The organism is Pseudomonas brassicae (assembly GCF_010671725.1).
In the GTDB taxonomy this organism is placed as follows: Bacteria; Pseudomonadota; Gammaproteobacteria; order Pseudomonadales; family Pseudomonadaceae; genus Aquipseudomonas; species Aquipseudomonas brassicae.
In genome coordinates this window covers 1-4,062 of sequence record NZ_JAAHBU010000538.1, presented here as the reverse complement: position 1 = coordinate 4,062, position 4,062 = coordinate 1, and the positions used below count along the sequence as shown (strand labels likewise).

Annotated in this window: 6 protein-coding genes; 4 read left to right on the top strand and 2 right to left on the bottom strand. The window is 65.2% G+C overall.

Annotation, left to right across the window (positions count from 1 at the left end; all coding sequences use genetic code 11):
* The first annotated feature begins 231 nt into the window (after positions 1-231).
* The 3 genes from G3436_RS25770 to G3436_RS25760 all read left to right on the top strand — a co-directional run bounded on the left by G3436_RS25770 (position 232) and on the right by G3436_RS25760 (position 1,574).
* A complete protein-coding gene (locus G3436_RS25770; RefSeq protein WP_163951055.1) occupies positions 232-606 on the top strand; it encodes a YajD family HNH nuclease in 375 nt (124 codons plus the stop codon).
* A gap of 65 nt (positions 607-671) precedes the next feature.
* A complete protein-coding gene (locus G3436_RS25765) occupies positions 672-1,142 on the top strand; it encodes a TrmH family RNA methyltransferase (protein WP_163951052.1) in 471 nt (156 codons plus the stop codon).
* A gap of 66 nt (positions 1,143-1,208) precedes the next feature.
* Entirely contained in the window at positions 1,209-1,574 is a 366-nt protein-coding gene (locus tag G3436_RS25760) for a YgaP family membrane protein (RefSeq protein WP_163951049.1), read from the top strand.
* Here the strand turns inward: G3436_RS25760 and G3436_RS25755 are convergent.
* Both G3436_RS25755 and G3436_RS25750 read right to left on the bottom strand, forming a co-directional pair.
* Complete coding sequence (locus tag G3436_RS25755; RefSeq protein ID WP_163951046.1) at positions 1,571-2,791, bottom strand: hypothetical protein; 1,221 nt, start codon at positions 2,789-2,791, stop codon at positions 1,571-1,573. The two genes, G3436_RS25760 and G3436_RS25755, sit on opposite strands and share 4 nt — an antisense overlap.
* A 43-nt stretch (positions 2,792-2,834) precedes the next feature.
* Positions 2,835-3,281, bottom strand: coding sequence for a YcgN family cysteine cluster protein (locus G3436_RS25750; protein ID WP_163951043.1), 447 nt, complete (start codon positions 3,279-3,281; stop codon positions 2,835-2,837).
* A 151-nt stretch (positions 3,282-3,432) separates the two neighbouring features.
* Here G3436_RS25750 and G3436_RS25745 point away from each other — a divergent pair, with 151 nt between their 5' ends.
* Complete coding sequence (locus G3436_RS25745; protein ID WP_163951040.1) at positions 3,433-4,026, top strand: nitroreductase family protein; 594 nt, start codon at positions 3,433-3,435, stop codon at positions 4,024-4,026.
* Positions 4,027-4,062 lie beyond the last annotated feature (36 nt).

Below are 4,062 nucleotides of genomic sequence, written 5' to 3'. Positions count from 1 at the left end.
TGCCGGGTGCGCCCGGTACCGGCGCGATCGGCCGCGGTTGCAGGTCGGCGGCGTGGGCCTGGCCAAGCCAGGCAATCAACAGCAGGGCAGTGCTCGCATGGCGCATACGCAGGCTCCTGGAGAGTGCTGCCTACAGGCTACGCGCAAGCGCAGTAGTTTGCCTGTCCGAAGTGCCCGTCATGGCGCTAAACTTCACGGCATAACCGTAACAAGCCCGAGAAAGGTACAACCATGAGTTCGGCAACCTCTTCCGCCGCCGCCACCGCGCGGCTGGACCGCATCCTCGCCGATGCCAAGCGCGACAAGGACATGGGCTACCGCGACAAAGCCCTGCGCATGTATCCCCACGTGTGCGGGCGCTGCGCCCGTGAGTTCGCCGGCAAGCGCCTGAGCGAACTGACCGTGCACCACCGCGACCATAATCACGACAACAACCCCCAGGACGGCTCCAACTGGGAGTTGCTGTGCCTGTACTGCCACGACAACGAGCACTCGCGCTACACCGACCAGCAGTACTTCAGCGAAGGCTCCACCGCCAGCCCGAGTATTGCCAAAGCCACCCACAACCCGTTCGCCGGGCTGGCGGGGCTGCTCAAGAAAGACTGACGCTGCGTCCCACCCGTGCCGGCAAGCCCGTATAATCGCGTTCTTTTTCTCAAGAGCCCCGGCACGTGGCGAACAAACGGTACAGCTGCATTGGTCTGTTCAACCCCAAATCAGCGGAGAACGTCGGTTCGGTGATGCGCGCAGCAGGTTGCTACGGCGTCAACTCGGTGTTCTACACCGGCAAGCGCTACGAGCGGGCGCGTGACTTCGTCACCGACACCAAGCGCGTGCACTACGATATCCCGCTGATCGGCATCGACGACCTGCAGAAGATCATTCCGCTAGGCTGCACACCGGTCGCCGTCGAGCTGATCGAGGGTGCGCGAGCACTGCCCGAGTACACCCACCCCGACCGCGCCATCTACATCTTCGGCCCCGAGGACGGTTCGCTGGACGCCGACGTGCGCGCCTGGTGCGAAGAGACCATCTATATCCCGACCAACGGTTGCATGAACCTGGCGGCCACCGTCAATGTGGTGCTCTACGACCGCATGGCCAAAGGCCTGAACACCCGCTCCGGGCCCAAATTCAAGTAATCCGCGGGAACGTCGGCGCCCGTCGGGGGTCTGCTGACTATCTATGCCCCCCACAGGAGAACGACCATGTCCGAGAACAAAACGCTGACGCTGGCGACACCCTTTCAGCACAAGGCCGAGCACAACGTGCAGGGCTGGGAGCGCGCCGGCTCCGTGGCCACCGGCGTGATGATGGTGGGCAAGGGCCTGCGCCGTGGCGGCTTCTTCGGCCTGATCCAGATCGCCATCGGTGGCGTGGCACTGGCGCGTGGCATCACCGGGCACAGCTCGGCCAAGAGCCTGATCGAACGCGGGCGCCGCGACCTCGACCAGATCCGCGCCAGGATCGAACGCACGGGTGCAGAGCTGCAGGCCCTGCAAGCCAATGCCGAGGCCGCCACCCGTAGCGCCACCGTCACCGGCAACGATTCGCTCAAAAGCCCCAAGGCCTAACGCAGCAGTGAGCTCTGCAGCACCTCGGAGCTGCGGCCCAGCACGCTTTCGCTGAGCTGCACGAACTCTGCGGTGCTGACGCTGTTCAGGCGCATCAGGGCCTGGGTCACGTCGTCGAGTGAGCGCTGGTTGTGCGTATGCAGGCGAATTTCCCGGTCCAGCGCCTGTAGCAGCAGTACCGCCCGCGCCACACCGGCATCGCTGATCTGCTCGCCACGCAACGTGGTGACCTTCTCGCCTTGCTTGGCCAGGCGCGCCTGCACGGCGCTGTAGCGCTCTTCACTCATGCCCCCGGCCCTGCGCAGCAGTTCGATGCCGTAGTACTCGGCCAGGCCCTCGCTGATCCAGTCGCTGCGCTGCTGGTCGTTGACCTGCGCGAACACCCGCACCAGTTCACGCAACAGCGGGCTGCTGCCATTCTCGCCAATCAGCGGCCGGCTGCTGTTGAGGAAGATGGAATGGTGGCCAGCCCGCGTGCCCCGCCACAACTGGTCACGGGCGCCCACCAGCAACAGCTTGGGCGGGTTGCGCGGGAACACCGCCTGCAGGTACGGCCACACGAAGGTCAGCAGGGTCAGGCTGTCCATACGGTGCAAGCCCTGGCCCTGCGGCCCGCTGACGGTGACCTCGGTGTCGCCCAGGCGGGTACGGCGGCTGCCCAGGTTGCCTGCGAGCATCCAGCCGGTGGGCCGGTCGAACAGCCGCGAGGGATTGTCGATGCGAAAACGCTGCTTGCCGGTGCGCGGCCAGGCTGTCTCGACACTCTTCCAACCGGCGGGCAGTTCGAACCACAGGCGAGCGACCAGCTCGGTGCCATCCTGCTGGTCGAGCCGGGCCGGTGGCACCAGGTCGTCGCCGCGAAACAGCGCCCAGTCCGGCGTGACCCGGCTGTCGAAACCGGCGTTTTTCAGCGCGTGGTTGAGGCTGACCCGGTAGCTCAGGCTGGCCTTGCCCGCTGCCGGCTGCCAACGTCCGCGGCGCGCGTCGGGCTGCACTTGCCACGGGCCGTCGGCCTTGAAGTCGCTGTAGAGGGCTTCGCGGCCCAGGTCAAAATCCAGGCTGCGCACCGCCGTGCCTTCGGCCAGGGTCAGGCGCACTTCGGCCTGCCCGCTGCCCGGCAGCAGACGCACGTGGTAATCCAGGTTGACCTTCTTGGCCCAGGCCGCGTGGCTGGCCAGTAACAGCGCAGCCCCGAGCAGGCAGTGACGCACACCCATTCACATCCCTCCGCACCGGCAACGGCACGCCACCCCCGCCGGCTCAGCCAGCACGGAAAATCAGATAGTCTTCCCAGTCATCTTCGGCCACGCTGTCTTCACTGAGCATGCGGCCCGACCATGAAATACGTTGTTTGTGCACCTGCTCGCGGTTGCCGCTGACCAGGTGATGCCAGCTGGGCAGGTCCTTGCCTTCACTGACCAGGCGATAACCGCAGGTAGGCGGCAGCCACTTGAACTGATCGGCCTTGCCCGGTGTGAGCTGGATGCAGTCGGGCACCGAGTCGAAGCGATTGGGGTAGTCGCTGCACTGGCAGGTCTTGAGGTCGAGCAGTTTGCAGGCGATGCTCGTGTAATAGACGCTGTTGTCGTCTTCGTCTTCGAGCTTTTGCAGGCAGCACAGGCCGCAGCCATCGCACAGCGACTCCCACTCCTGGCGATCGAGCTGATCGAGGGTCTTGCTGGTCCAGAAGGGTTGGGTGGCAGGCATGGTGCGGTTAGTCCTGTTTCAATTCGAGTGCGCGCGCGTGGCGGCGCCAGTCTAGGGCGTGCGGGCAGGCTTTGCCAGACCGCTTGTCAGGGTTGGCGCCACGCAGTAGTTTTGCACGCAGTGTCTTTATCAACCCTGTCAGGACCCCATCATGAGTGCCAACCCTCGCATTGCCGAGCATGCCATTGACGAGCAGTTCATCCAGCGCTGGTCGCCCCGCGCCTTTACCGCCGAGCCGATCGAACAGGCCACCCTGCTGAGCTTCCTGGAGGCCGCGCGCTGGGCGCCGTCGGCCTACAACTCGCAACCATGGCGCTTCCTCTATGCGCGCCGCAACACGCCGAACTGGGAGCGCTTCCTGGGCTTGCTCAACGAGTTCAACCGCAGTTGGGCACAGCATGCCTCGGCGCTGGTACTGGTGATGTCCAAGACCACCTTCACTGCACCTGGCGCCAGCGAAGAGACGCCGGCGCTGTGGCACACCTTCGACACCGGTTCGGCCTGGGGCCACCTGGCACTGCAGGCGAGCCTCAGCGGCTGGCATACCCATGGCATGGCCGGCTTCGATCAGGAGCTGGCGCGCCAGGAACTGAAGATTCCTGACGGTTACGTGATGCACGCGATGGTCGCGGTCGGCAAGCTGGGCGACAAGGCAAGCCTGGCCGAGTACCTGCAGGCCCGTGAAGTGCCAAGCCCGCGCAAGCCGCTGAGCGAGCTGGCGGCCGAGGGTGATTTCAGCCTGTAAGGCTTGAAATGGCGTTGCCCCTTTCGCTGGCAAGCC

Bases quoted from the DNA above. Each gene is read 5' to 3' on its own strand.
- G3436_RS25745 (WP_163951040.1), top strand. From the start codon at position 3,433: ATGAGTGCCAACCCTCGCATTGCCGAGCATGCCATTGACGAGCAGTTC.
- G3436_RS25770 (WP_163951055.1), top strand. From the start codon at position 232: ATGAGTTCGGCAACCTCTTCCGCCGCCGCCACCGCGCGGCTGGACCGC.
- G3436_RS25755 (WP_163951046.1), bottom strand. From the start codon at position 2,791: ATGGGTGTGCGTCACTGCCTGCTCGGGGCTGCGCTGTTACTGGCCAGC.
- G3436_RS25760 (WP_163951049.1), top strand. From the start codon at position 1,209: ATGTCCGAGAACAAAACGCTGACGCTGGCGACACCCTTTCAGCACAAG.
- G3436_RS25750 (WP_163951043.1), bottom strand. From the start codon at position 3,281: ATGCCTGCCACCCAACCCTTCTGGACCAGCAAGACCCTCGATCAGCTC.